This window comes from Larkinella punicea (genome assembly GCF_003334855.1).
GTDB classification, from domain to species: domain Bacteria; phylum Bacteroidota; class Bacteroidia; order Cytophagales; family Spirosomataceae; genus Larkinella; species Larkinella punicea.
This window is the reverse complement of sequence record NZ_QOWE01000005.1, coordinates 288226-312629: the sequence shown is the minus strand read 5'-3', so window position 1 is coordinate 312629 and position 24404 is coordinate 288226. Positions and strand designations below refer to the sequence as shown.

Annotated in this window: 19 protein-coding genes; 8 read left to right on the top strand and 11 right to left on the bottom strand. The window is 54.0% G+C overall.

Annotated features, from left to right (window positions below; genetic code table 11):
• Window positions 1–8 precede the first annotated feature (8 nt).
• Entirely contained in the window at window positions 9–1268 is a 1260-nt protein-coding gene (locus tag DUE52_RS08225; RefSeq protein ID WP_114405504.1) for an asparagine synthetase B, read from the bottom strand.
• Between the two features lie 236 nt (window positions 1269–1504).
• On the opposite strand from DUE52_RS08225, the gene DUE52_RS08220 reads away from it, so the two are divergent.
• The 3 genes from DUE52_RS08220 to DUE52_RS08210 are packed head-to-tail and all read left to right on the top strand — an operon-like array spanning window position 1505 to window position 4134.
• Window positions 1505–2506: an ankyrin repeat domain-containing protein gene (locus DUE52_RS08220; protein WP_165840894.1), complete on the top strand. Its 1002-nt coding sequence runs from the start codon at window positions 1505–1507 to the stop codon at window positions 2504–2506.
• A 10-nt stretch (window positions 2507–2516) separates the two neighbouring features.
• Window positions 2517–3521, top strand: a complete 1005-nt coding sequence (locus tag DUE52_RS08215; protein WP_114405502.1) for an ankyrin repeat domain-containing protein — start codon at window positions 2517–2519, stop codon at window positions 3519–3521.
• Window positions 3522–3552: 31 nt separating this feature from the next.
• Window positions 3553–4134: a hypothetical protein gene (locus tag DUE52_RS08210; RefSeq protein WP_229312102.1), complete on the top strand. Its 582-nt coding sequence runs from the start codon at window positions 3553–3555 to the stop codon at window positions 4132–4134.
• Window positions 4135–4211: 77 nt separating this feature from the next.
• Here DUE52_RS08210 and DUE52_RS08205 read toward each other — a convergent pair whose 3' ends face one another.
• The 3 genes from DUE52_RS08205 to DUE52_RS08195 all read right to left on the bottom strand — a co-directional run bounded on the left by DUE52_RS08205 (window position 4212) and on the right by DUE52_RS08195 (window position 7028).
• Window positions 4212–4448 (bottom strand): PspC domain-containing protein, encoded by a 237-nt coding sequence (locus tag DUE52_RS08205; protein ID WP_114405536.1) that lies wholly within the window; start codon window positions 4446–4448, stop codon window positions 4212–4214.
• A gap of 141 nt (window positions 4449–4589) precedes the next feature.
• Window positions 4590–6740 carry an FUSC family membrane protein gene (locus tag DUE52_RS08200; protein ID WP_114405501.1) on the bottom strand — a complete coding sequence of 717 codons (2151 nt, stop codon included), beginning with the start codon at window positions 6738–6740 and terminating at the stop codon, window positions 4590–4592.
• Window positions 6741–6803: 63 nt separating this feature from the next.
• Window positions 6804–7028 carry a hypothetical protein gene (locus DUE52_RS08195; RefSeq protein ID WP_114405500.1) on the bottom strand — a complete coding sequence of 75 codons (225 nt, stop codon included), beginning with the start codon at window positions 7026–7028 and terminating at the stop codon, window positions 6804–6806.
• A 538-nt stretch (window positions 7029–7566) separates the two neighbouring features.
• Between DUE52_RS08195 and DUE52_RS08190 the strand changes: the two genes are divergently transcribed.
• Window positions 7567–8685: an AI-2E family transporter gene (locus DUE52_RS08190; RefSeq protein WP_114405499.1), complete on the top strand. Its 1119-nt coding sequence runs from the start codon at window positions 7567–7569 to the stop codon at window positions 8683–8685.
• A gap of 58 nt (window positions 8686–8743) precedes the next feature.
• Complete coding sequence (locus tag DUE52_RS08185; protein WP_114405498.1) at window positions 8744–9868, top strand: DmpA family aminopeptidase; 1125 nt, start codon at window positions 8744–8746, stop codon at window positions 9866–9868.
• Between the two features lie 4 nt (window positions 9869–9872).
• Here DUE52_RS08185 and DUE52_RS08180 read toward each other — a convergent pair whose 3' ends face one another.
• From DUE52_RS08180 to DUE52_RS08170, 3 genes are all read right to left on the bottom strand, one after another.
• Window positions 9873–10925 carry a methyltransferase gene (locus DUE52_RS08180; protein WP_114405497.1) on the bottom strand — a complete coding sequence of 351 codons (1053 nt, stop codon included), beginning with the start codon at window positions 10923–10925 and terminating at the stop codon, window positions 9873–9875.
• Window positions 10926–10993: 68 nt separating this feature from the next.
• On the bottom strand, window positions 10994–11812 hold the full coding sequence (locus DUE52_RS08175) for a 3-keto-disaccharide hydrolase (protein WP_114405496.1): 819 nt from the start codon (window positions 11810–11812) through the stop codon (window positions 10994–10996).
• Window positions 11813–11918: 106 nt separating this feature from the next.
• Window positions 11919–13247 carry a rhamnogalacturonidase gene (locus DUE52_RS08170; RefSeq protein ID WP_114405495.1) on the bottom strand — a complete coding sequence of 443 codons (1329 nt, stop codon included), beginning with the start codon at window positions 13245–13247 and terminating at the stop codon, window positions 11919–11921.
• 131 nt (window positions 13248–13378) lie between these two features.
• Between DUE52_RS08170 and DUE52_RS08165 the strand changes: the two genes are divergently transcribed.
• On the top strand, window positions 13379–14284 hold the full coding sequence (locus DUE52_RS08165; RefSeq protein WP_114405494.1) for a PIG-L deacetylase family protein: 906 nt from the start codon (window positions 13379–13381) through the stop codon (window positions 14282–14284).
• A 51-nt stretch (window positions 14285–14335) separates the two neighbouring features.
• Here the strand turns inward: DUE52_RS08165 and DUE52_RS08160 are convergent, their stop codons facing one another.
• Entirely contained in the window at window positions 14336–14875 is a 540-nt protein-coding gene (locus DUE52_RS08160; protein WP_165840893.1) for a DUF4833 domain-containing protein, read from the bottom strand.
• Window positions 14876–15036: 161 nt separating this feature from the next.
• Here DUE52_RS08160 and gldG point away from each other — a divergent pair, with 161 nt between their 5' ends.
• Together gldG and dnaN are read left to right on the top strand one after the other, a co-directional pair.
• On the top strand, window positions 15037–16692 hold the full coding sequence (gldG, locus tag DUE52_RS08155; RefSeq protein ID WP_114405492.1) for a gliding motility-associated ABC transporter substrate-binding protein GldG: 1656 nt from the start codon (window positions 15037–15039) through the stop codon (window positions 16690–16692).
• A gap of 195 nt (window positions 16693–16887) precedes the next feature.
• Window positions 16888–18024, top strand: coding sequence for a DNA polymerase III subunit beta (gene dnaN, locus DUE52_RS08150; RefSeq protein ID WP_114405491.1), 1137 nt, complete (start codon window positions 16888–16890; stop codon window positions 18022–18024).
• A gap of 140 nt (window positions 18025–18164) precedes the next feature.
• On the opposite strand, the gene DUE52_RS08145 is transcribed toward dnaN, so the two are convergent.
• The 3 genes from DUE52_RS08145 to DUE52_RS08135 are packed head-to-tail and all read right to left on the bottom strand — an operon-like array spanning window position 18165 to window position 24404.
• Window positions 18165–19538, bottom strand: a complete 1374-nt coding sequence (locus DUE52_RS08145) for an FAD-dependent oxidoreductase (RefSeq protein ID WP_114405490.1) — start codon at window positions 19536–19538, stop codon at window positions 18165–18167.
• 12 nt (window positions 19539–19550) lie between these two features.
• Window positions 19551–20963 carry a RagB/SusD family nutrient uptake outer membrane protein gene (locus DUE52_RS08140; RefSeq protein WP_114405489.1) on the bottom strand — a complete coding sequence of 471 codons (1413 nt, stop codon included), beginning with the start codon at window positions 20961–20963 and terminating at the stop codon, window positions 19551–19553.
• 12 nt (window positions 20964–20975) lie between these two features.
• A complete protein-coding gene (locus tag DUE52_RS08135) occupies window positions 20976–24404 on the bottom strand; it encodes a SusC/RagA family TonB-linked outer membrane protein (protein ID WP_114405488.1) in 3429 nt (1142 codons plus the stop codon).

Below are 24404 nucleotides of genomic sequence, written 5' to 3'. Positions count from 1 at the left end.
CAGCGGTTTTACGTCTTCCGCTTCTTCTTCTTGGCGGATGGAAACAGCACGTTGTTCAGAATCAGGCGGTAACCGGGCGAATTGGGGTGTAAGTTCAGGTCGGTAGCCATTCGCCAGCCTCCGCCCCGCGTGCCTTCGGGGTCGTGGCCCCCGTAAAACGTCCATTGGCCGATGCCGACTTCGCCGTAGATGTAGCGGTCGGAGGAAGGGCTGGTGCCCATCACCAGCACATTGGGCTTGACGGTGCTTTTGCGAAAAGCCGTGGTCTGGCCGTGGAATTCCTTGATGTTCGATTCGTGGTTCTGAACGAGCATGGCGGGAATCATGTCCCATTTCGCCGAGAAATTGAACAGGTTGAAATAGCCCGATGGCTGATCCCAGCCACCGCCAAACCGCCCCGCCGAGCTGTTGATATCGGAGAACGCCATGCCGCCGTAGCCGTTGTCGAGTTCGAGGGTGAAGTTCTGGAAGGCGACGGTTTTTTCAAAATCCAGTTTCGACTGCGCTTTGGGGTCAATGCCGTCGCCGTCGTAGGTGCTGCTCACAATGTCGACGCCCTCGGCCGCCAGCGCAATGTCGAACGTTTCGGCGCCCGAACACATGGCAAACATATAGCCGCCCCCGGCGCAGAAATCGCGGATTTTCTTGGCAACGGCCAGTTTCATCTGGGACACTTTCGGGTAATTGAATTTCCTGGCAATGTCTTCCTGCGCCTTGACATCTTCTGCCGACATCCGGCGCGTGTTGCGGCCATACTGACCCGTAAAATCTTCGTGGTGCAGGTGAATCCAGTCGTATTTGGCCAGATCGCCCTTCAGAATTTCTTCGTCATACACCACTTCAAACGGAATTTCGGCGTATTTGAGCACCAGTAAAACCGCATCCGTATTTTCAAATTCGGACGGGCTGACCTTGATCGGCGAATAGACCACGATCCGGGCGGCCGACACCAGCTTGACCGACGCCATGTTCAGGTCCGGGTTGGAAATTTGTTGTTGAATGGTGTTGGCATCGGCATCTGATATGATCTCGAAAGAAATGCCCCGAACCCGGCACTCGGTTTCGACGGTCGGGCTGTGTTTGATCATAAAACTCCCGCCCCGGTAGTTCAGCAGCCAGTCGACTTCCAGCCCGGCTTTCAGAACAAAGTAGGCAATCCCGTATGACTTTAAGTGGTTTTTCTGGCGATCGTCCATCGGAATCAGGATGGAATTGGCGCGGCTGGCAATCGACAGCATGACCAGCAGGAGTGTGAGATATCGTTTCATAACGGAATTCGGTCCATGAAAATAGTAAACACAAAAAACTCCCTGTAATTCAGTTACCTAAGTTACTTTAAGTTTGTTCAAAAACGGTGGTTGGACTAAAATTTATGACGGAAATCTATCGAGTGAAACCCCGGTGGTCAAGGCAGCCGTTGGATACCGGCGTTACTTATTAACCCAAACCAACTCAGTGTTGATTTTCGATGGCGTTCGCCGGTTGGTATTCCCATCTTCGGGGCATGAAAATCATTACCACGACCAACTGGATTTTTATCGGCATCTACGGAGCACTGGTCATTTTTACTCTGATGACTGTAAACCGCTCGGGCAATGATGCTGCCGGGCGGGGCATGGAATCGGGCCTGGCAATTTTTGCCACGCTGGTGCTGGCCGGTCTCATCGTTCTCAATCTGTTGCCGTATCGTTTTGCGAAGATCACCGCGCTGATCGTTCTGTCATTGCCTGCGGTTTTCGGCCTGTACAACGGCATTAGTAATTATTTTGAATTACAAAAACAGCGTAGAAATGCCGTGGCTGTGGAAAACGGCTCGTTCTACTTTCCGGATGTGGAGCGGCAGCAAATTGCGGCTGCCGTGGCGGTTGGTGATGTGGAGCAACTGAAAACGCTGTTGCAAAAGACCCCACGCCAGATCAATCAAAGCGGCTACCAATCCACGACGCTGCTCGATTTTGCGGCCATGACGGCGGTCAGGAGCCAGAACCCGCAACGGATCCTGCAATGCATGGAACTGCTGATGGAACACGGTGCCACTCTTCAGGGGCCAGACTCGTTGCATCTGCCCACCCAGTTTCTCGTTTGCGAAACCGGTTCACCCGCTCTTCTGGAGTGGTTTCTCGCCAAAGGGGCTGATCCCAACGAAAGGCCGCACGACGGAAGTCCGCTTCTTTTTAAAGTGATGGATCTGGATGTCGAGCGACTGGAGAAAGTAAAGGTATTGCTCGATCACGGAGCCGATCCGAATGCGCCCGCCGGTAGCAATGAATACACGATCAGGCCGTTTACGTCGCCCCTGATGTATGCCGCGCAGCGACAGTCCTGGGCCATTTGCCAGCTTCTGCTGGAACGCGGAGCCGACCCGGATTACCGTACTCCGGAAGACGAAGATCTGAAAACCGTGCTGGCTAAGTTCGAAGAACCGTATACAGATCGGAAAAGTCTGCCGGCAGACTACCAGGCTTTCAAGACGTTCCTGACCATAAAGGCGGCCAAAAAATCTTAATGAAGGGTGTATGAAAGTCATTGCCATACTGAACTGGATTCTGATCGGTTTATACGGGAGTTGGGTATTGTATATGCTGCTGAACCCGAGCCGATCGGGAGGGGATGCGGCCACCCGGGGGCTGGACACGGCATTGGCCTATGTCGTCGCTTTCGTCCTGGTGGTATTTTTTGGGCTTAACCTCCTGCCGTATACGATCCCGAAGGTCATCATACTCATTCTTATGCTGGCACCGGGACTCCTCCTTTTGTCCCGTTTAGCCAACCAATACCTCGATTCACGGACACAGGGCCAGGTTGAAGTGGCCCGGGCCAACGGTTCAATCTTCTTCAACGACAAACCCCGCCGGGACGTTGCGGCCGCCATCGGTGCCGCCGACACCACCCGGCTTCGGCAGTTGCTGCAACAGCCGGTTCCGCACCTGGACGAACCCGGTCATTACGGGACAACCCTCCTTGATTTTGCGGGCGAGAGAGCCGCCACCAGCCAGAACATCACGCAAATGATGGCGTGTTTGAAGCTGTTGATCGACCACGGGGCCACCATCCAGGGGGCTGATCCGCAGCACGTACCGACGCATTTCAGAGTCTGTAAACACGGCCCGGCGGTTTTGCTCAAGTGGTTTTTGAACAAAGGTGCCGATCCCAACTTTCGGCCTGCGGGCGGTAATCCGATATTGATTGAAGTGATGCGGTATGGCGACGACCCACTGGAAAAAGTCAGGCTCCTGCTCGACCGGGGTGCCGATCCCAACGCGGTGATGGCGGATGATGAAACGACGTACGACGCGAATTATTCACCCCTGATGTATGCGGCCCGGGAGCAGATGTGGGACATTTGCCAACTGTTGCTGAAGCAGGGGGCCAACCCGGCTTATCGGACACCGAAGGGCGATGATTTGAAGAAAATAATGGCCCAACACGCGGAATTGTACGCCGATGTGGACGATACCCCGCCAGCGTATACGGTTTTTAAAAAGCTGCTGGAAAGTCATACGCAACCCAGACCAGAGTGAAGAATATCAACCCATTATCCACCCGAAAGTCATGATAAAAGGACTGATTCTGAGCGTTCTCGTGGTGCTGGCAGTAGCCGGTTATCGCGTTGATACGATGCCCGAAAAAAATGGTTATCAATCCGTTGCGGTTTCGGCGGTTGCCAGCGATTCGGCTGCGGCCGCAAGGGCGGTCGTGAAATTGCTGGACTGGTATAAAAACCACATCGACTCGGTGAGCCGCATTATTTTGGTCGATCAGAAACCGGGGAAACCGTATGCAGTCAATTTTAAAAACGGTGAGAAATACCTGGCTTACCTCCAAAGCAGCCACCTGCTGACGAATACGTTTCTGAACGAATGGCGGATTTATTTTCGGCAACGGCAACAGGGGTTTCAGTTAACCCAACAAACCGAAGGCCCGCCGACCGGTTTTGAATACGATCTGGTGCTGCTCAGTCAGGAGGTAGATCTGCAATTGAAATCCCTGAATAAACTGAAAATCACCAACGTGACCGTCCGGAAAGACCGCGCCAGTGTGGCGTTCGACCTGCTGGCCAGTTATGAATGCAAACTGGTGCGCACCAACGGCGTCTGGCTGATTAACGAGATTTTGAATTTGAGTGCGGAGTAAACGGCCCTTCACAGGAACGGGTTGAAAACAAAAAAGCGGACGTGGAGGTCCGCTTTTTTTATAAGCACAGGTACGGGTTATCGGGTCTGGTGATGCGGATCGGGGTGCGCTGTCAGATACCGCTCGCCTTTCGGCATAATGATCCACAAAACGATGTAGATCAGGACGGTGGGGACGGGGTTGGGGATGACCACCATCAGGACGAAGAAAATACGTACTAAAACTTTATCGATTCCGAAATAATCAGCGAGTCCGGCGGATACACCACCCAGCATGGATTCGGAAGGAATGCGGTGCAACTGTTTCGTATTCATGGTTTTATTAGTCTGGTTGTTTACTTTTTTGTGTTCTTTTTTTGTTACTGTTGATTCAAAGGTACTGTGCAATGCCAAGTAGCAAAAGAACTTTCTTACCAACGGATTCGGGGCTATATGACAGGTGAAAAACCGGGATGTTCAGGTCAGAATGGCATCGGTGAGTTTGCCGATGTCGTGGCTCACTTTCTGAATAAACTCCAGTTGTTCTTTCAGGGAGCGGTCTTCCGTTACAACGGTTTCCGGTTTTTCCGGCAACACCGGCTCAGGAGCGGAGGATTCTGCTGCAGCTTGGGGCGGGGTTGGGTCGAGTTTTTTCAAACTTTCGTTCAAGACCGTCAGCGAACGCCGGACGGGACGCAGGATGTCGGGCGAACAGGCCGACGGATGCTCGGCGTTCAGCCGGGCGGAGGTGATGGTGGCGATGTTGGAGGATAGAATGTGGTTCAACACCACAAATTGGTGGATTTCGTTCTTATGCCATTGCTTGCTCTGCGGCTCGGACGTCATGCGCTGAAAAGCCGCCGACAGGTTGGCCGAACTAACGTAGACTTCCTTGCGGACCAGTTTGTATTCCAGTAGTGTCAGCGGTTTTCCCGACAGGCTTTCGGCCAGTTTGCGCAGATATGCGCGGTTGGCTACCAGCACATCGCGCAGCAGATTCTTGAGTTGCTGCGATTCCCAATGCGGAAAAAGGTAACTGGCCGCAAAGGCAATCACGCAGCCCATCAGCGTATCGACCACGCGTTCTTCGGCCACGCTGAGGCCTCCTAAACCCAGAAACCGAAACAGAATGAGGATGTAAGGCGTCATCAGGATGACCATCACGATGTAGTTGGTGCGCTGGAAACTGTAGGCACCGATCATCAGAAACAGCATCACCCAGAACAAACCGGTGGTGTTTGGAATCAGCAGCAGCAGCCCCACGCCAATCAATCCGCCGATGACCGTGCCGATGATCCGTTCGTAATTGCGCTGTTTGGTCAGACTGAACGCCGGTTTTAGAATCAGTGAAGTGGTCAACAGGATCCAGTAGCCGTGGTTGCCATACGCAATTAGTTTAGCGGCCACAAAACCGACCAGACAGGCAATCGTGACCCGGAGCGAATGTCGGAAAATCGAGGAGCTGAGTGTCAGGCTGTTGACTGCCAGTTTCGGGTCGATTTCCTGATGCGAAACAAAGCGGGAATACTCGGTCGCTCTGCTTTTTTGCGGTTTTTCGCTCAAAACCGTCGGCGAATACGTATGGATGTCGTTCAGCCGCTGGTTCAGGTTGCGGAGGGTGATCAGAATTTTTTTCAACACCAGGTTGCTGCCTTCGGTGTCCTGTTTGCCAATGTCGTCGATCTTCGTTTTGAGTCGTTCCAGGTGCCGCATGAGATCCTTGCGGCTCTTGTAGGGGCGGTTCGACTGGATGGCCAGGCCGATGTAGTCCATTTCGATGGCCAGTTGGCGAATGAGCCGGGCAATGTCGTCCAGAATCCCGGTTTTGGCGAACCGTTCCCGAATGGACGGATAATCGTAATACATCGCCGTAATCTGCTCGTACAAATCCAGAATGTCGCTGAACGTCAGCACCAGCAGGCGGCCTGTCCAGGTCGTTTCTTTTACGATCACGCGGGTTTTGAACAGGATTTCCCGGACGGCATCCTGTTTTTCGCTGACAATGGCCTGTTGCGCCATCAGTTTGCGGTAATCTTCCTGTAAATCCGTCCGGATGCTGTAAAAATCGGCCTTGATCATCAGGAATTTCGAAATTTCGTGGATGCATTCGCCCAGAGCCTGTTGAGCGGCCCGGTAGGGGCGGAGTTGAGAAAACGTCAGGCTGATGGCCGTATACCAGAGTCCTCCCGCGCAAACGAGTGCGCCATACTGCCAGACAGCCGCCGGTTCCAGTTCCCGGTCCATGGTCAGAATCATCGCCAGTAAACCGGCTGTGCCGACGGCAGTGGCCCGGTTGCCGTAGAGGGCAAACATTGAGAAGAAAAAACTAAAGAGCAGGATTTCAACGCCCAGGAGCCAGACGTTCATGCGGGCAAAACCGGTGATGAGCGAAACCAGCACCACTACCAGCAGGCCGTATAACATGCCGTTCCGCCGGTGTACGACCGGGCCGGGCGCATCCGTAATGCTGACCCAGAAGGCACCCAGCGAAATGATCAGACCGGTTTCGAATTGCTCAAACCGGTAAAGAATGACGGAAGGAATCAGGATGGCCAGCGTAATACGCAGGCCATCCGAAAAATGCTGACCGAATAGAAAATACCGGACTTCCCGGATCTGCCTTTTCATAATGGCAAGGTAGGCGGTATTGCCCGTGTAACCAACTCCGAAAAGCGATATTCCCGTTGGTTATTAGCGAACCGCGACCGGATACCCGGCTTTTTCCAGTTGCCGCGTCCATTGGGGAGGCACGACGCAGAACCGCCGTTTGTCCAGACGCAGAATGCTGTGGAGTTCGCCGGTGCGTTTGTCGATGCACTGCCGACGATAAAGCGCGTCGGAAAGGCAGTCGAACTGTGGAAATGTTTTCAGAAAATCAGAGGATTCAGCTTGCTGCTGGGTCAACGGTAACGACATACACACGTAAACTTAAAGGGGCGAATAGTATAACACGGATCAAAAAGACGCTTCAAAAAGTGTTACGGTGGGGTAAAAGAGACGGTTGGAAAACCGAATGGTGTGGCGTTTTCGAGCAAGTACCCGATCACTTAAACACAGTTACAAAAGTAGAAGATTTATTGAATAAATACAACTAGTAGGAGATGTAAATATCCTTGTATTGATATGATTTTACGAATATTTTTTACCGATCAATCACTTATTATTATAATAATAGCGAGGTTGTCTCTAATCGGATTCTAATGTCAGGCTTACCTTTGCGACTAGAAATTTACTATTTTTTGATTGGTTTGTCAGACACGGGGTAGGTATATTTACTAGGTCACGATTTCAATATATCTTGTAAAAATCAGAATAGCTTTTGCTTTTCCTGATCGGTATTGTGTAACAATTTTCCACCAATCCCGTTAAAAGGTGATTCAACCAGTCCGAAAACGTGCAGAAAGGAGTGAGGTGACCGGGGAGATACACACAACTTACGTAAACGTCACCTACCATGTCTTCGGTTACTCCCCCGCCGTTTTACCACCGGCTTTCTCACACGCTTCTGGCTTTGGGTCTGATTATGACCGCGTTTTACCTCGGTCAAGACATCATTGTGCCGTTTGCCATGGCTGGTTTGCTGGCGGTTTTGCTGCGCCCCGTCGAAGCCTGGCTCGTTCGGCGCGGTTTACCGAGAGTCGTGGCCATTAGTCTGGCATTGTTTCTGGCCATCGGAGCGATCGTAGGGCTAACCATGCTGATTTCGATGCAGATCGCGCACTTTGCCGACGACTGGCCTAAGTTGCAAAAAAACCTCAGCGACTTCTACAACGATGCCCGGCGCTGGATTCGGCAGGAATACAATGTGAGTTACAGCAAACAGGATCAATACCTCAAAAAAGCCCAGGATCAAACGATGGACACGCTGCAGGGCTCCGGAACCCTCGGCGTCATCACCGGGCCGCTGGGAACATTGCTGATTCTGCCGATTTATATTTTTTTGTTGCTGTATTACCGGGCCATGCTGATTCAGTTCATCATCCGGCTGTTTACCAGCCAGCATACGGAACGCGTTCGTGAAGTACTGGGCGAAATCCGGAGCGTCATTCAGAGTTACGTGGTGGGGCTGGTGACCGAAACCGTCTGTGTGGCCGTGCTGAATTCCGTCGGTTTGCTGGTTCTGGGGGTTCAATATGCGGTTCTAATGGGCGTGATTGCGGCCATTCTGAATTTAATTCCCTACATCGGCGGGCTGGTGGCTACGGGTCTGGCGGTGGCGGTAACCTTTGTCAACCATCCCGAACCGTCGATGCTGCTGGGTGTCGTGGCGGTATTTCTGGTGGTGCAGTTCATCGACAACAACTTCTTGGTACCGGTCATCATCGGTTCCAAAGTGCGGATCAACGCGCTGGTTTCCATCGTGGGTGTACTGGTCGGCGGGGCGCTGTCGGGTGTTTCCGGAATGTTTTTGTCAATTCCGATCATCGCCATTCTGAAAGTGATTTTCGACCGGGTCGAAGGCATGGAGCCCTGGGGCATTTTGCTGGGTGACCAAACCTCGGAGGAAGACATCAATAAAATGCTGCGATTGCGACGGCGGAAGAAGAAAATTCCGTCGAGCCAGCCGAGCTAGCCAAACCGGCGCATCGCCGACGTGTTGGAAAAGACCGCTTCTCTGCCTATTTTCCGGTATGAAAACCGCCTTCCGCGTACTGCTGACAGCCCTGCTCTTCACCGGTTGCTATACCATGCACGCTCAATCGACCAAACGCCCCCGCGACTACGGCATTCGCTTCGGCGTCATGCCCACCGGCTCTCTCAATGCCATCACCGATGTGCCAGGCGTGCGGGTCGGGCAGGTAACCTTGCAGGAAGGTCAGCGGGTGCGGACGGGCGTAACGGCCATTCTGCCCCATGGCGGCAATCTGTTTCAGGAGAAATGCCCGGCGGCTATCTACATCGGCAACGGTTTTGGCAAACTGGCGGGCTACACGCAGGTCGAGGAACTCGGCACCCTCGAAACCCCTATTGTGCTGACCAATACGCTCGGCGTTCCGACGGCCGCCGATGCCGTGATCGATTACACGCTCGCACAACCCGGTAATGAACAGGTGCGCTCGTTAAATCCGGTGGTCGGCGAAACCAACGACGGTGGTCTGAACGACATCCGCAGCCGCCCCGTTACGAAACAGCACGTTCTGGATGCCATCAAACAGGCCAAAACCGGTGCGGTGGACGAAGGTAATGTCGGTGCCGGAACCGGTACGGTTTGCTTCGGTTTCAAAGGCGGAATCGGCACAGCTTCCCGAAAGCTGCCGGTTTCGCTCGGCGGCTATACGGTTGGGGTGCTGGTGCAGACCAACTTCGGGGGCGTTTTGCAAATTGCGGGCGTACCCGTCGGCGTTGAACTGGGCAAATTTTCGTTTAAAGAAAAACTCGACGGTTCGTGCATGATGGTGGTGCTGACCGACGCCCCGCTGGATGCCCGGAACCTGAAACGACTGGCCAAGCGGGCGTTCATGGGCCTGGCCCGCACGGGCGGCATCGCTTCCAATGGCAGTGGCGATTACGTCATCGCCGTCTCGACCGCCAACCGCATTCCCAATGCCTCGAAAAGCACCTTCGATGAGGTGAAGCTCCTTCGCAATGACGAGACTTCGCCCTGCTTTATGGCCGCCATCGAAGCCACCGAAGAAGCGATCATCAACTCGCTTTTTGCCGCCCGGTCGATGACCACCAGCAACGGGTATCAGGTTGAGCAACTGCCGGTTGAGAAAGTGGTCGACCTCCTGAAAAAAGCCGGACAGGTGAAGTAACGTCTTATCGTTTCCGCGCCCAGATCAGCCCGTAATCCATCTGCGTTGGAAGGTTCTCGTCGGTGGGTTCCAGTCCGGCTTTGGCAAACCAGTCGCGGTATTCCCGACGGCTGTAGCAGCGGCCTTTGGTGCCCCAGAACAATTGGGCGGAATAGTCGGTAACGGCCAGCGGGCCATCCAGCGCATCGTTCAGAAACGCATCATGCACCCACAATTCCCCACCGGGTCGAATGGCGGCAGCAAACCGGTCGGCCAGGAGCTGGCAGGTTTCCGTCGGCCAGTCGTGAAACAAGCTGGCAGCCAGTAAAATATCCGTCTGCGGGATGTCATCGGTCAGCATGTCGCCGGGCTGGAACGTCACCCGGTTTTTAACGGTTTCGGCGCCAGGACGACCACTTTGGGCAAACGCATCGAGTAGTTCTTCGGCCACGGCCAAAACTGCCGGGCGATCCAGAATCGTGGCCGTGGCCGACGGATTGAGCAACAGCCATTCGTAGGTATAAAAACCAGTGCCACCCGCCACATCGAGCAAATGACCCTCGCTTTTCGAAAGTTTCTCCGCGACAATCGGCGAAAGAGCGCGGGCGCGTCCGGCCAGCCCGAGTGTGAACATCCGGCTCAGGTCGGCATCGTCCATTGGCGATGGATCGTCACCTTCTTTTACGTACGAAATACCGCCCGTTGTATCCAAAGGTCCATCGTTCCGCAGCCGAACCGCCATTTCCACGGCCCCCGGATCGTCCTTTTCCAAACCAACGTACCCGATCAGATTCGGGATTTGGTTTTGGGTGAGAAACCGCCCTAATTCCGTGACTTGAAGCGCACCGGTTTCGTTGACTTCCAGCATGTCCATCGCGCAAAGTGCCGGAAAAAGGACGCTGGCCGGGCGGTTTTTCAGCCCAATCCGCTGACTGAGTTCGGCGATTGACAGCGGCCCGTTGCTGAGTTCTTCAAAAACCGCCAGATGGTGAACGGCGGCAATCAGCAGCCGGGAGCCAAACATGGCCCGCAGATGTCGGGTAATGGGAGCGAGGTCGGGTTGGGGTGTTGGTTGCATTCGTATGAAGTAAAAGGAATAGTAAGTCGCCGTTGATTAAATTTCGCCCAGGTTTACTGAACCCGCTTCTATTTCGACTCTATTTTCTTGTAGAAAATATTTTTGTATTGGACGATAAAAGGAGGCCCGGCGTGCATCTGAAACCCTAACAACCCCTCCGGAACAAAGTTTTTAGAGTCTTCATCGATCGATATACTCATTACCTGATTGTTAATGATATGGATCATGATGGGGCCGCGGGCAATAATATGGTAGGCGTTCCAACCATTCGTATTGACTACCCCCCGCAACAGAACCGGGTCTGCAATTTTTGCCACGGATTTAAAGGTGGGTCCGTCGACCACCCGCGTTACTTCCCCGCGTCTTGCTAAGACCACATGCCCGGTTCTTCCCCGTTCTTCATGAACATTTCCGGTAAATAAATTAGTGAAATCCAGATCGGCCTGGTAGCCTTTCAGAATCCATTTTCCAACTTCCGGCAATTCGGCACTTCGATACTGCATCCCACTGTTGGTTCCGTTTATTTTAAAATCAAATTTGATTTCAAAATCTTTCACTTTTCCTCCGCGCCAGATGAGAAAATTATTGACCTTAACGACTTTTTCGGGTGTTGTTTCGCCGATGAGAATGCCATTTTCAGCACGCCAAAAGGTGGCATCGCCATCCCACCCATTCAATGTTTTTCCATCAAAAATAGAGACAAAGCCCAGGCTATCATCCTTTACGGTTGCGGGAAATAACCGCCCCACTCCACCTCCTGGTCTATTGGCTGAATTAGCAGCAGGGACGGTTTGAGCCTCAACGACAGAACTGGTTAATAATGAGAAGAAGAATAAGCATCCTCCAAACGTAGAAAGACGTATACGATCGGTCCAGGTATTTTTCATTTTCGTTTCGATTTAAATGTTGAATTTTTTATTTTAAAATGGCCGTTAAATGGTTATACATTGTACGGCAATTTGTTTAATACCGTACCTGAAAATGGGGGATGTTTTACTGTATTAATTTAGAATTTACCCGCACATTGTTGAGCACAAACCCCTTGACGACGGTTTTGTCAATGGCCGCGTTTTTACTTTCCACGAGGAAGTTCTCAAAGGTAAAATGGGTGAGTTTGTCGCGTTCTGAAACCGCTACGTCGAAGAACGTATCACACACCAGTTCAATGTTTTTCAGCGTCACGTGATTCGCGAATGAAAGCGGCTGGTCCTTGCGGCCCTGTAAGTCATAAAACTGGGTCCAGGGTTTGGCATACAGCAGGCTGTGGGCCTGACCTTTGATGTTTTCGACGGTAATGTATTCGTACAGTTGGGGCGTATCCGGCCGCATCTTCAGCCACAACACCCGGCTGGCTTCGCTGACATGGCAGTTGCGCATCAGAATGTTCCGGTTATGAATGGCTTCACTGCCGCAGGTCAGCGCCGAATGGCAAAAGCCAAATTCACAATCTTCGATGATGATATTGGTGTTGGCTCCGTTGCTGGGGACCCGGTCGGCCCAGGGGCCCTTGCCGCCTTTGAGAGCAATCGCGTCGTCATTGACCGACAGATAACAGCCTTTGATCAATACGTTGGTACAGACATCAAGGTCGATGGCATCCGTACTGGGGGCTTTCACGGGTTTGTAGGGCGAATAAATGTGTACATTCAGCACTTTTACGTTCCGGCACTGGTAATAGTGGCTGGTCCAGAAACCCGCATTGTGCAGGTTTACGTCCTGCACCTGCACATCGTTGCATTTCCAGATAAAGACCAGCCGGGGTCGGGAAACCTCCAGGTTCGTGCAATTCGGATTTTCTTTCCGCCGGGCCCAGAAGGCCTCCCAGAAACGCAGCCCGTTGCCATCAATCGTTCCTTTTCCCGAAATCGTAAAACCGTCGACTTGATAGGCATTCACCAGTGCCGCAAAGTAATCCAGACTCAACCCTTCCATTCGCGACGGCAGTTTTGGGTAGTCGGCGATGTTATCGGAGCCTTTCAACGTGGCTCCTTCTGTCAGGTGCAAATGGGTTTTGGTCTTGAAAAATAAAGCCCCGCTCCTAAAGGTTCCTTTCGGAATCACGATGACGCCCCCGCCTTTCCGGGCTGCGGCATCGATGACCTGCTGAATGGCATCGGTTTGGACGAGGGTACTGTCTGTTTTTACGCCAAAGTCCGTAATTACATACCGCTTTCCGAGTTGAACCGGGTCTACTTTCCGGTTTGTCGTAAACCAGCTACTAATCGGACTGCCGTCCGGGAAAGAGGCTTTCACCGCGTTTTGCGCCAAAAGGGGGACGCTTAGTGCTACCCAACACACCAGGGCAACGATCCTTGTTTTCATACTGACTCCGTTTTGCTCAACAGGGTTTGTCTGGTAAGCAAACAGGATGTCTACTTCTACTGATTGATCTTTCTTCGCTTTCCCCTATTTTAGCGAAAGTCTTGAGCCCAATCGTTTAACCTGTTGATACCATGCAAAACCGGATGACCCTGAAGATGCGATTTACCCTGCTGCTAGCCCTCTGCCTGAGTGCTGTCTGTACGTTTGCCCAAGTGCCAAACTCGCCTTTGCGCATCATCGTTATTGGCGCCCATCCGGACGATTGCGACCTGGGAGCGGGCGGAATTGCCGCCATTTATTCCGCCATGGGTCACAAGGTGAAATTTGTATCGATGACCAATGGTGACGCCGGGCATCAGGACATGGGCGGGGGCGAACTGGCCCAAAGAAGGTACCGGGAAACCCAGGAAGTGGCCAAACGGCTGGGCATCACCTACGACGTGCTCGACAATCACGACGGGGAACTGATGCCCACCCTGGAAAACCGGCTGGTAGTCATTCGCAAAATCCGGGAATGGAAAGCGGATCTGGTGATTGCGCCACGAACCAATGATTATCACCCGGATCACCGAAATACGGGCGTTATCGTGCAGGATGCGGCTTATCTGGTCATCGTGCCCAACGTGCTGAGCAGTGTGCCCCCGTTGACTAAAAATCCGGTTTTTCTCTATTTTCGCGACGGTTTTCAGCGCCCCAATCCGTTCCGGCCCGACATTGCCATCGATATTACCGAAACATTGGCTAAGAAAGTAGACGGTCTCGATGCACACACCTCCCAATTCTATGAGTGGCTGCCCTGGACCCGACAGGATCTGGCTAGCGTACCCAAAGACCCCGTGGAGCGAAAAAAATGGTTGCTGGCTGCCATGGAAAAGCGGTCTTCCCTGACGCCGGAAATTAAGGCTTCCGTCGAAAAATGGTATGGTCCGGAAAAGGCGGCAAAGATCAAATCGGTTGAAGTCTTCGAAATTTGCGAATACGGAAGACAGCCTAACCCGGAAGAAATCAAGCGTCTTTTTCCCATGCTGCCGCGCTGACATTGGCAAAGCAACTGGCAACGCTTTCCGGACGTTTCGATAAACCGGATTTTAGACCCTCATCCGTTCATACACCGGATTGCCGGCCACCGGGTCGATGCCAAACAGTTCGACGTACAGCACCTTCGGCATCAGGCCCGAACCGGATTCGAGTTGCACGAAGACTTTTTGCAGACACGCTTTTCGCCCGTTAATGGTGGTCAGGGCCATCGGTTTTCCCTGTTGCATATCCACCCAGATGGTGCGCTTTTTGAAGGCATTCAGGTAAATTTCGAAACTGTTGTTATTCGCCGTCTTGTGTTTGTAGCCGTACGCCAGTTTCCACTGAATCATCGACAACGATTCGCGTTGCCCCTGCTCGGCGTACCGAATCCAGTACACGCTGACCGGATCGCTCGCATCCAGCCGCCGACCGGCTGTTAGATTCGCTTCATAAATAACGGTGTTGGTGTTATTGCTCCGCTGAATGTAAAACAGCCGGTTGGGGGCAGATGGCGGCACTGGAAACTCGCGGACACCAGCCAAAACCGGGATGAATGCGCTGGTCCATTCCAGCAAAAACAGAAAAAAGAAGGTGTGGAGGCTCTTCATGATCATGATTCAGTAGTTTGTCGTTTACGACCCTAAGACCGCTATCGTTGATGTTACCCCTACGCCGGTTTTGAAAAATTTAGCGGATCATGCAGCGTGCGGCCCGTCATTTTTTCTTCTACTTTCGCACAACTTAACTGCTTTCAGCGTTTTACGCAGGTATGAAGTCATTCCTTTTTCGATTCGGTGTTGTTCTGGCCGTCCTGGTACTTGTCAACTTGCTGTCGTCGTTTTTGTTTTTTCGGGTCGATCTGACACAGGATGGACGCTATACGCTGTCGGAAGCCACCGAAAACCTGCTGGCCAACCTCGATGACGACATCCACGTCAACGTCTACCTGACGGGCAAGCTGCCGCCTGGTTTCAAACGGCTGGAAACCAGCATTCGGGAAACACTGAACGAGTTTCAGGCCCGGGCCGGACAAGACCTGACGTTCCGGTTTATCGATCCCACCGCCAATCCGGACGCCAAACAACGCGCCGAACAACAGACGCAATTGATCCAGAAAGGACTGGCTCCCACCAGCCTGAATTTTACGGCGGAAGGCAACCAGCGCACCGAACAACTGATTTTTCCGTGGGCGATTGTTTCTTACAAAGGCCGCGAACAGCCGGTTTTGCTGCTGCGCGGAAACCGCTCCAATTCGTCGGAAGAACAGTTGAACCAGTCGATTGAAAACGTAGAATACGAGCTGGCGTCGGCCATCCGTCGGCTGACCATCAAGGAGAAAAAAGTGCTGGGGGTGGCGGTTTCGTACACGAATGTCGAACCGCTCCGGCTTTCCGATCTGCTGGCGACACTCAATGAATTTTACGACATCAAGCTGATCAATTTGCAGGAATCCCGCGATCTGGTGGGGCTCGATGGACTGATTGTTCCCAAACCCGACCGCGCCTTTTCGGAAGCCGATAAATACAAAATTGACCAGTTTGTGGTCAACGGCGGCAAGGCCCTGTTTTTTGTCGATGGCCTGAAAATCGACAGCGTCGGGCGGGAGGGCACCTTTGCCCAGCCACTCGACCTGAACCTGAACGATCTGTTTTTTCGCTGGGGGATCCGGGTTAACAACGACATTATCAAGGATTTGAGCTGCGCTATGATTCCGCTGAACGTCGGCGATATGGGCGACAAACCCAATGTTCAGATGTTGCCGTGGCGGTTTTTTCCATTAATCAACACCTTCGGTAAGAGTCCGATTGTCCGCAATCTGGATGCGATTTACACCCGGTTTACGAGCACACTCGATACGGTGCAGGCTGTGGGCATTGCAAAAACGCCCTTGCTGATGACCTCACAATACACCAAAATTCTGAAAGCCCCGGCGTTGGTGAGCTACAACGAAGCCCGGCAGCAACCCGATCCGCGCACCTATAACAATGGCGTTCAGATGATTGCGTGTTTGCTGGAAGGCCGGTTTCAGTCGCTCTATGCCAACCGCATTTTGCCCGGCGACCCGCGCGCTGCGACTTTTAAAGCGCAGGGAGAATCCACCAAAATCCTGGTTTGCTCCGACGGCGATCTGCTCATCAACGACATCAATTACCGCACCAACGCGCCCTATCCGCTCGGCTACGAACGGTTCTCGAAAAATACCTTCGCCAACAAGGACTTTGTGGTCAACGCGGTCAATTATTTGCTGGACGACAACGGGATCATTGCGGCCCGCACCAAGCAGGTGACGTTGAGGCCGTTGGATAAAGTCCGAATGAAAGAAGATCGTTTACCGTGGCAGCTTTTGAACCTCCTCGGGCCGGTGGTTTTGGTCGCTTTCGTGGGCGTCATCTGGCAATTTGCTCGCCGGAGGAAGTACGCGTAAAAGTTTAAAAGTTGTTTCGCAGACGGGGCCGCCCGGCGGTTTAGCGGAGAAAATTAGAGCTAAGCAGAGTTCTTAAAAAACTTTCTCCGCTAAACTCTTTTTTTCTCTGCTAAACTCTGCGAAACAACCCCTGAAAATTCGACTATTTTTCCTACTTTTGTTCTCATTGGACTTTTGGCCCCAAACAATTTGCATATGAAATTCATCGTTTCCTCCTCCGTATTACTCAAGCAACTTTCGGCCATCAACGGTGTGGTGGCAACGAATCCGATTGTGCCGATTCTGGAAAACTTTCTGTTCAAACTGGAAGATGACATCCTGACGGTGACGGCTTCTGATCTGCAAACGACCATGATCACCAACATTGCCGTGGAGTCGTCGGAGAAGGGAGCCATTGCCATTCCGGCCAAACTGCTGCTTGATACGCTGCGCGGTTTGCCCGAACAACCGATCACGTTCAACGTCAATACGGAGACGTTCGGAACCGAAATTCTGACGGATAACGGTCGCTATAAACTCTCGGGCGAAAATCCGATCGACTTCCCGAAAATTCCGACGGTCAACCGCAGCCTGACGGTCGAACTGTCGTCAGATGCTTTACTGAGCGCCATCAACAATACGGTTTTTGCCACCAGCACCGACGACCTGCGCCCGGCCATGACGGGGGTGTATCTGCAACTGACCGCCGAGAGCGCGACGTTTGTGGCTACCGACGGACACCGGCTGATTCGCTACCGCCGGACGGACATCAGTTCGCCCAGCGATTCTTCGATGATCATTCCACGGAAAGCCCTGACGCTGTTGAAAGCCTCTTTGCCCGAAGCCGCGCCGGTGAAAGCCGAGTTCAGTCAGTCGAACGCGTCGTTTACCTTTGCCGGATCGCCCGCCGGATCGACGCAGATGATCTGCCGGTTGATCGACGAGCGGTTTCCGGACTTCGAAAACGCCATTCCGACCAACAACCCGAACATCATGACCATTGGCCGGACGGACATTCTGAATTCGCTGAAACGGATCATGATTTACGCCAACCGGACAACGCACCAGATCCGGCTTTCGCTCAAAACCAACTCCCTGACCATCTCCGCCGAAGATCTGGATTACAGCAACGAAGCCAACGAAAAGCTGCTCTGTGACTACGACGGCGATCCGCTGGAAATCGGCTTCAACGCTAAATTTCTGACCGAAATGCTCAATAACCTGAGCGCCAAAATGCTCTCGTTCGAGATGTCGGCTCCCAACCGCGCCGGTCTGATCATTCCGGCCGACAAGGAGGAAGACGAAGATATTCTGATGCTGGTGATGCCGGTGATGCTGAATACGTACGCGTAGGTATACGTTACTGCAATCGCTTGTTGCCCCTAAATCCCCTAAAGGGGACTTGGACGCGGCTTAATCCGGATGCAAGAAGTCCCCTTTAGGGGATTTAGGGCCAATAAGCGATTGTAGTAACATTCATCATTCTTTCAGAGTTACTCCACGCTCCACTTCACATCTGCCCATTTGACGTCCTGCGGCAGCCGGTTGGACTGAACGGCCAGCGCGGCCACGCGACCGGCGGCTTGCCCCATAATGGCGGCATTGCCCGTGACGCGGTAGCTGGAATGGGCGATAAAATCACCACTGATGCACCGCCCGGCCATCATCAATCCCTGCACATCTTTGGCAATCAACGCCCGAACCGGGATGTCATACGGTTTGCTGGGCGTTCCCCGCTTGTAGTTGGTCGTGGCTTCGTCGTCTTTTTTGACGGAGTGAACATCCACGCCAAACGTAACGCGGCAAACCGCGTCTGCATGGCGGATTCCGGTCATCAGATCCTGGCGGGAAACCGTATACAGACCGTGAATCCGGCGGCTTTCCCGAACGCCAATCTGCTCGCCCGTGGCCACCAGCCGCAGGTTGCTCCAGACGCCCTTGAGCGACCGCAGACTCCCGATGATTTTGTGTACTTCGGCCCGGCCTTTCAACGTAGCCTGCGAAACCTGATTGGCGTCGGTGCCTTTAAAACCGTATTCGTGATTAGCCATCAGCATGTGCAAATCCTCGCGGATGGGGTGGATACTGGGGTGCGTATACGAGGGCGAATGACCCCCGCGACGGATGGCTTCTTCCAGTCGTTTTTTGGAAGGAGAACCACCTTTGCTGTCGGCTGCGTCGCGAACATATTCTTTGATGTCCGCGTAGTTGACGCCGGTTATCAGACAGAGTAAGCTCATCGGCTGGCCCTGCCCTGAACTGTCGCCGTAGTCGAAACCGCAACCGGCTTGAGCCGCCAGATCGCCGTCGCCCGAGCAGTCGATGAACACTTTGCCCGACCAGGCTTCCCGCCCCGATTTCGATTCCGTGACGACGTGTGTGAGTCGCCCGGCTTTCTGGGCCGTTGCCACCACCCGCGTGAATAGCCGCACCGTGACGTTCGCTTTCAGGCAATATTCCTCCAGCAACAGTTTCATGCCTTCGGCGTCGAAAGAAAATGTGCCGCCCGTCGGCACCGTCGCGCTGTCTCCGCGTTTTTGCAGTTCGGTTTTGATTTCCTGGACCAAACCGGCTTTGTTGGTGTTGTCGAGAATCCACGTTAGGCAACCCGAGGTCCAAACCCCCCCCAGACAACCGTGGACTTCGAGCAGGAGCGTTTTGGCCCCGCTGCGCCCGGCTTCGATGGCGGCTGCGACCCCGGCAGGGCCGGAACCGCAGACAATGACGTCGTAGTCGCCGACCACCGGCACGTCGCGGGCGGCTTCGGCCAGCGTGTTGGCGTCGGGGCGGATGGTGGAATAGGCCGTGGCCGACTGGGAGACGGCGGCTCCTGCGAGGGCGGTGGTTAAAAAATCTCGGCGTTGCATGATTGTCAGGGGTTAATAACCGGTATTTTGTTGAAGCTCCCGGTTGGTGTCTAGTTCGCGTTGCGGAATCGGATACAGATTGTGCTTGGGTACGGTGGTCGTAATCGCTACTTTTTGCATCGCTTCCCGAAGTTTATTCATTCGAATCAGGTCATACCGGCGGTGGCCTTCGAAGCACAATTCCCAGCCGCGTTCCTGCAAAACCGCATCCCGAAACTGCTCTTTGGTCAGTCCGGTGGGCAGGGCTTTGAGTTTGGAGCGGCTGCGAACCTGATTGATCGGCGCATAGGCATCGGGCGTGGGGCCAGCCACCTCATTCCGGGCTTCGGCCAGGATCAGCAGCAGGTCGGCATACCGGATGACGGGCCAGTTGGTGTCCGTATTGCTGGGCGTGGTGCCGTTGGGATTGAAGTATTTCCAGACGTGGGGTTGAAACGTGGCTTTGCTGCTGTCCGAGAACGTGTAGGAGTCCTTGATGCTGATGTCTTTGCGAAGGTCGCCCGTTTCGAAACTGCTGATAAAACTCTTCTTGACAAAAGCGCCACTACCGCCCGTAATGGGTGTTTTTCCGCCCCGCACGCCAAACGTTTCGTTAAAACCGCTACCGACGACCCCGGCTTTGTACTGAACCGAGAAAATATGCTCCGGCCCGTTTTCCTTCTCGGCCGGCCACAGATCCGCGTAGTTAGGAACCAGACTGTACGTATTGGACTGAACCACTTCCTGCGCTTTTTGGGCCGCAGCCGCGAAATCCCGGTTGAACAGGTACACCTTGGCGAGTAAAGACTGAGCCGCTCCTTTTGTGACCCGGCCCAGATCGGCAGCCGCGTAGCTAGCTGGCAAGCCTTTCTCGGCTTCCTGCAAATCCTGAATAATCTGGGTGTAAATTTCGGCGGCTGGCCGGCGAACCACCGACAGCGCATTCAGGCTCGTGGTTTCTTCCAAAACGAGTGGAACATCGCCGAATGCTTTCACCAGATCGAAGTAAAACAAGGCCCGCAAAAACCGCACTTCGGCCACCAGCCGCGCCTTCCGGGTGGCATCCATCGTCGTTCCCGGTACACGCCCAATGGCCGCATTGGCCTGATTGACCGCAACATACAATCGCTGCCAGAAATCAGCGAGAACGGCATTGGTCGAGGCAACCGTGTACGTATTCAATTCCAGCGTTTCGGTGCGCGACACCGCGCCGTCATCCAGCAGGTCGGACGCCAGATCGCCCATCCGCCAGGCTCCCCCGCCGTAATACGCCCCCGTCGACAGGTGGCTGTAAACCGCATTGACGGCGGCTATGGCATCGGCTTCGGTTTTGTAAAAATTGGCCGGTGCCAGAAAATCCTGCGGGTTTTCGTCCAGAAACTGGCAACTGCTGCCGAGCCATACGCTCAGCACAAGAACAGGTAAGGTAGATAGTTTCTTTTTCATGGAAGTCGGGTGTTAAAGGCCCAGGTTGACACCGATCATAACCGTTTTGGCGCGCGGATACGCCCCGTAATCAATGCCCTGATTGATCGGATTTTGCCCATGCGAATTGACCTCCGGATCGTAGCCGGTATACTTGGTCCAGGTCAGGATGTTCTGGCCGCTCACGTAAATTTTGGCGGAACGCGCCCATTTGACCAGCTTGCCCGGCAGGTTATAGGACAACACCACGTTCCGCACCCGCAGGTACGAACCGTCTTCCAGCGCCCGGGTGCTGATGAATTGCTCCTGACCGCGGTAATCGGCTTTGGGCATGTAGGCATTCGGATTCTGGGGTGTCCAGCGGTCCAGCGCCCGGATGTGGTTGTTGTGGGTGCCGCGCATGGATTCGAGTTCGTAGACCCGCAGCAGGTTCAGAATGTTGTTCCCATAAACACCCTGCATCAAAACCGTCAGGTCGAAGTTGCCGTAGGTGAAGGTGTTGTTCAGGCCGTAAATGAACTTGGGCTGGGCGTTGCCGATGATGGTTCGGTCGGCGGGGGAGAGCGTGCCGTTTCCGTCCACGTCCTTAAACCGCAGGTCGCCCGGTTCCATGTAGCGGTGAACCGGACCGCTGGCGATTTCTTCCTGCGTGCGGAACAAACCGTCGCCGATATAGCCAAAGAAGGAATTGACCGGCTGGCCTTTCCGGATCAGGATGGCCGGGCCGGGAGAATAGAAACTGGAACCCGATTCGGGACCAAAAAACTCGTTTACACCGCCCAGACTCAGTACTTTGTTGCGGTTTTGGGAGTAATTGGCGTCCACGTTCCACTTGAATTTGCCGTTGATCGGTGTGGCACTGACCGAAAATTCAAACCCTTTGTTCTCGGTGCTGCCCACATTCTGGAGCGACGTATTGTAGCCCGACGTCCAGGGAACACTCACTTCCAGCAGCAGGTCTTTGGTTCGTTTGTAGTAATAATCAGCCGTGAACCGCACCCGGTTATTCAGAACGCCGAAATCAATGCCGACGTCAAATTGCGCCGTTCGTTCCCATTTCAGGTTCGGGTTGGCAACCCGCGATGGGGCAATCCCGATGGCGAGGTTGTTGCCAAGAATGGAGGACGTATTGCTCAGTGAACTCTGGGAGCGATAGAGTGGTATTTCCTGAAAACCAGTGACGCCGTAGCTGGTACGAAATTTCAAATCGGAAACGACCCGCTGGGCCTGCATGAACGGTTCTTCCGACACCCGCCAGGCCAGCGCCCCGGAAGGGAAATAGCCCCATTTGTTGCTGGCTCCAAACCGCGACGACCCATCGGCCCGCAGCGAAACCGTCAGCAGATACCGTTCCCGAAACCCGTAGTTAATCCGGCCGAGGTACGACATCAGCGACCATTGGTTGGCCCCCGAAGCGGCTGGCTGCACGAGCCCGGCGGCCTCCAGGTTGTTGTACGTCAGAATGTCGTTGACAAAATTCTGCCCTTTCGCTTCCACCTCTTCGCTGATTTCCCGCTGAACCGTAAAACCGCCCAGCACATTGAGATGGTGAACACCCACGGTTTTGTCGTACGTCAAGGTGTTTTCATTCAGCCAGTTATACGATTGCTGGTCGCTCACGTTGGCAATGCCGTTTTGAAAATAGGCTCGGTAGGTGGTGCGGGGAATGTAGAGGTTGTTTTTCGAAAACGTGGCGTCGGCCCCCAAACTGACGCGGGCGGTCAGCCCTTTCACGACTTCGTATTGCAGAAACATGTTGCCCAGAATGCGGGCGGTGCGCGTCAGGTTGGTGGTTTCATTGGCCAGCGAAACCGCATTATCCCGCCGGACGGAAGGACCGATTTGCTGCCAGTCGACAAAATAATTGCCGTCCTGGTCGTAAATCGGCAAGTTCGGGCCGCTCGTTAAAGCCGTGTGAACCACGCCATTGCTGCCGGTACCACCGCTGTTGACCAGAACCGCATGGTTGTTGACGTAGCTCAGTTGCAGGTTGTTGCCAAACTTCAGTTTCGCGTTGATTTTGGTTTCCATGTTGAACCGCAGCGACAACCGTTTGAAATTGGAGTTGCTGATAATTCCGTCCTGATCGAAGTAGTTGCCACTGACCATAAACCGGGTTTTCTCCAGTCCCTGCGAAAACGTGAGCTGGTAGTTTCGGATGGGTGCGGTTCGGTAAATAGCGTCCTGCCAGTCGGTGCCTTCGCCCAGCGCCTTCGGATCGGCAAACGGCAACGCCCGGTTTCGGAAGGCAGCGGCTTCGTTGGCGAGTTCGGCAAACTGCGTTCCGTTCAGCAGCGGAATTTTGTAGATCAGCTTCTGAAAACCGGTGTAATATTCGGCGTCGAAGCGCGACTGACCCGCCTTGGCCTGTTTGGTCGTAATCAGCACGACGCCGTTGGAACCCCGCGAACCGTAGATGGCCGTTGCCGAGGCATCTTTCAGAATTTCAATCGATTCGATGTCCGATGGATTCAGGCTTTTGAGGGCCGTCACCGGAAAACCGTCCACGACGTACAACGGCTCGTTGTTGTTGGTGATCGAATTGCCGCCCCGAATCCGGATCGAAACCGTGCCGCCGGGAGCCGCGTCGGTTTGCGTTACCTGCACCCCGGCGGCACGGCCCTGCAATCCCTGATCGAGCGTTGCCATCGGCAATTTGTGAAATTCACTGCCCGAAACCGACGAAACCGAACCCGTCAAATCGCTTTTTTTAACGGTTCCATACCCGACTACCACCACTTCTTCCAGCGAACGCTCACTCGGTTTCAGGATCACGCTCAGCGTTTGCCGCCTGCCCACCGTCACTTCCTGGGCTTCGTAGCCGATGGACGAAAACACGAGCACCGCCTGTTCGTCGCGCACCCGGAGCGTAAACGAGCCATTGGCGTCGGTGGTCGTACCGGTTGTCGTTCCTTTCACCTGCACATTCACGCCCGGAAGTCCTTCGTCCGACCCGCTGGCGGTCACGCGCCCCTGAACGGCCACGTCGGTGGGCTGCGTTGCGGTTTCAGTCGGCCCGGTTCGGGTGGCAGCGTTGTCGTTGGCCCCGGAATGTTCGGGCTGCGTCATCGTTGTCGGCGCTTCGGACCGGTTGGGCGATGCGGTTCGCGCCGGTCGCAGTCGGGCTGCGTTCGACACGATCAGATACGTTCCGTTGGACAGTCGTTTCACCTGAAAATCCGTGGTCCGCAGCAAGCCTTCCAGGTTTTTCTCCATCGACCATTTGGGGTGAAACCAGCCGGTGGGAACGCTGACGCCCTGAAGCTGCTGTTCTTCAAAGGCCAGATCGACCTTGTAGCGACTGCGAAGTTCCAGCAGGGCGTCCCGCAGTTGAACCGTAGAACCGGGAGACGACTGGATGACTGACCGGGTCGGCTGAACCGACGCCAGGGTTTGCGCCTGAACGGCCACCGAGAGCAGACAACCCGCCGTCGGCAGCAGGATTCTTAAAAATGGCACCAT

Excerpts from the sequence above, each read along its gene's own strand:
- DUE52_RS08225 (WP_114405504.1), bottom strand. The coding sequence starts at position 1,268 with ATGAAACGATATCTCACACTCCTGCTGGTCATGCTGTCGATTGCCAGC.
- DUE52_RS08220 (WP_165840894.1), top strand. The coding sequence starts at position 1,505 with ATGAAAATCATTACCACGACCAACTGGATTTTTATCGGCATCTACGGA.
- DUE52_RS08215 (WP_114405502.1), top strand. The coding sequence starts at position 2,517 with ATGAAAGTCATTGCCATACTGAACTGGATTCTGATCGGTTTATACGGG.
- DUE52_RS08210 (WP_229312102.1), top strand. The coding sequence starts at position 3,553 with ATGATAAAAGGACTGATTCTGAGCGTTCTCGTGGTGCTGGCAGTAGCC.
- DUE52_RS08205 (WP_114405536.1), bottom strand. The coding sequence starts at position 4,448 with ATGAATACGAAACAGTTGCACCGCATTCCTTCCGAATCCATGCTGGGT.
- DUE52_RS08200 (WP_114405501.1), bottom strand. The coding sequence starts at position 6,740 with ATGAAAAGGCAGATCCGGGAAGTCCGGTATTTTCTATTCGGTCAGCAT.
- DUE52_RS08195 (WP_114405500.1), bottom strand. The coding sequence starts at position 7,028 with ATGTCGTTACCGTTGACCCAGCAGCAAGCTGAATCCTCTGATTTTCTG.
- DUE52_RS08190 (WP_114405499.1), top strand. The coding sequence starts at position 7,567 with ATGTCTTCGGTTACTCCCCCGCCGTTTTACCACCGGCTTTCTCACACG.
- DUE52_RS08185 (WP_114405498.1), top strand. The coding sequence starts at position 8,744 with ATGAAAACCGCCTTCCGCGTACTGCTGACAGCCCTGCTCTTCACCGGT.
- DUE52_RS08180 (WP_114405497.1), bottom strand. The coding sequence starts at position 10,925 with ATGCAACCAACACCCCAACCCGACCTCGCTCCCATTACCCGACATCTG.
- DUE52_RS08175 (WP_114405496.1), bottom strand. The coding sequence starts at position 11,812 with ATGAAAAATACCTGGACCGATCGTATACGTCTTTCTACGTTTGGAGGA.
- DUE52_RS08170 (WP_114405495.1), bottom strand. The coding sequence starts at position 13,247 with ATGAAAACAAGGATCGTTGCCCTGGTGTGTTGGGTAGCACTAAGCGTC.
- DUE52_RS08165 (WP_114405494.1), top strand. The coding sequence starts at position 13,379 with ATGCAAAACCGGATGACCCTGAAGATGCGATTTACCCTGCTGCTAGCC.
- DUE52_RS08160 (WP_165840893.1), bottom strand. The coding sequence starts at position 14,875 with ATGAAGAGCCTCCACACCTTCTTTTTTCTGTTTTTGCTGGAATGGACC.
- gldG (WP_114405492.1), top strand. The coding sequence starts at position 15,037 with ATGAAGTCATTCCTTTTTCGATTCGGTGTTGTTCTGGCCGTCCTGGTA.
- dnaN (WP_114405491.1), top strand. The coding sequence starts at position 16,888 with ATGAAATTCATCGTTTCCTCCTCCGTATTACTCAAGCAACTTTCGGCC.
- DUE52_RS08145 (WP_114405490.1), bottom strand. The coding sequence starts at position 19,538 with ATGCAACGCCGAGATTTTTTAACCACCGCCCTCGCAGGAGCCGCCGTC.
- DUE52_RS08140 (WP_114405489.1), bottom strand. The coding sequence starts at position 20,963 with ATGAAAAAGAAACTATCTACCTTACCTGTTCTTGTGCTGAGCGTATGG.
- DUE52_RS08135 (WP_114405488.1), bottom strand. The coding sequence starts at position 24,404 with ATGGTGCCATTTTTAAGAATCCTGCTGCCGACGGCGGGTTGTCTGCTC.